Raw genomic sequence first — 1,284 nt, 5'->3', positions numbered from 1 at the left:
TGTCGATCTCGGCGATCTTGTCGGCGTAGCCCGAGCCTTCGTCGACGTAGTGCTCGCGGGCGGAGCGGGCCAGGCCGAGGGCGGTGCGGCGGTCGTCGGCGCTGGCGGTGGCCCACACGATGCGCGCGAGGGTGAAGTCGGCCCGGCCGCGCTCGTGGTGGCTCCGGTCCTCGGCGGCGCGCAGGCCCGAGGCGCGGACGAGCAGCTCGCGGGCGGGCTCGTGCTCGCCCAGACGCACGAGGGTGTCGGCGAGGTTGGTCAGCGTCGAGGTCAGGGCGGGGTGCGCCTCGCCGAGGGCCCGCTCCTTGACCGCCACGGCCTTCTCGAAGGTCCGCCGGGCCTCCTCGTAGCGGCCGGCCTCGTAGTAGATGTAGCCGACGTTGTTGAGCGAGGCGCCGATGGTCGGGTGCGCGTCGCCGAAGGCGACCTCGAGGAGCTCGAGGGCCGCGGACGCAGCCTCGAGGGCCTCGCCGTAGCGGCCCAGGCCCTCGAGGGCGAGGCTGATGTTGTTGAGCGAGGCGCCGACCTCGGGGTGCCCGGCGCCGAGGGTCGCCTCGCGGATCTCTCGGGCGCGGTTCAGGGAGTCGAGGGCCTCGTCGAGATCGCCGCGCTGGATGTGGACCAGGCCGATGTTGTTGAGGATCGCGGCGACCTGGATGTCGTCGGCGCCGAGCAGGGGCTCGCGGGTGGCGAGGATGCTGCGGTAGAGCTCGAGGGCCTCGTCGTGCCGGCTCTGGCGCATGTAGACGGCGGCGCGCCCAGCCTCGATGCGGCTCTGCTCGAGGGTGCCCTCGAGGCCCACGCGCTCGACGAGGGCGTCGCCCATGTCGGCCCAGAACAGGGCGGCCTCGTGGTCGTAGAGGCGCTGCCCCGTGGTCCACGACAGCTTGCCCACGGTGCGCACGGCGACGCGATCGTGGCCCACGGCGCTGGCCTCGAAGAAGGCCTGCTCGAGGGTCGCGCGGGCCTTGGCGTAGTCCCCCGTGGCCTCGTAGAGGTCACCCGCGGAGAAGCGGGCCTCGGCGATGAGCGGCCGCCAGCCCAGGGCCTCGGCCTGGCTCAGCGTCGCCTCGGCGAGCTCGAGGGCGTCGGCGTAGTTCGAGCTCAGCATCAGGGCGACGACCTGGTCGAGGTCGGCGCGCAGGGCCTCGACGCGCTCGCGGTCGGCGGGGGCGGTAGGCGGCGGGACCCACAGCTCGAGCAGGGTCTCGTCGGTGCAGGTCGAGAGCATGGGCAGGCGCGCGGCGTCCGTGGGCGCGCGGACGACCTTGGCGTTGTCGAGGG

1 protein-coding gene is annotated in these 1,284 nt (G+C 73.8%); it reads right to left on the bottom strand.

The window, feature by feature from the left end; all coding sequences use genetic code 11:
- On the bottom strand, positions 1-1,284 hold a 1,284-nt coding region (locus tag PPSIR1_RS41380; protein WP_006977320.1), incomplete at both ends, for a tetratricopeptide repeat protein.

This window comes from Plesiocystis pacifica SIR-1 (assembly GCF_000170895.1).
Taxonomy (GTDB): Bacteria; Myxococcota_A; Polyangia; order Nannocystales; family Nannocystaceae; genus Plesiocystis; species Plesiocystis pacifica.
The sequence above is the reverse complement of the archived record's forward strand: the minus strand, read 5'-3'. Positions and strand labels throughout refer to the sequence as shown.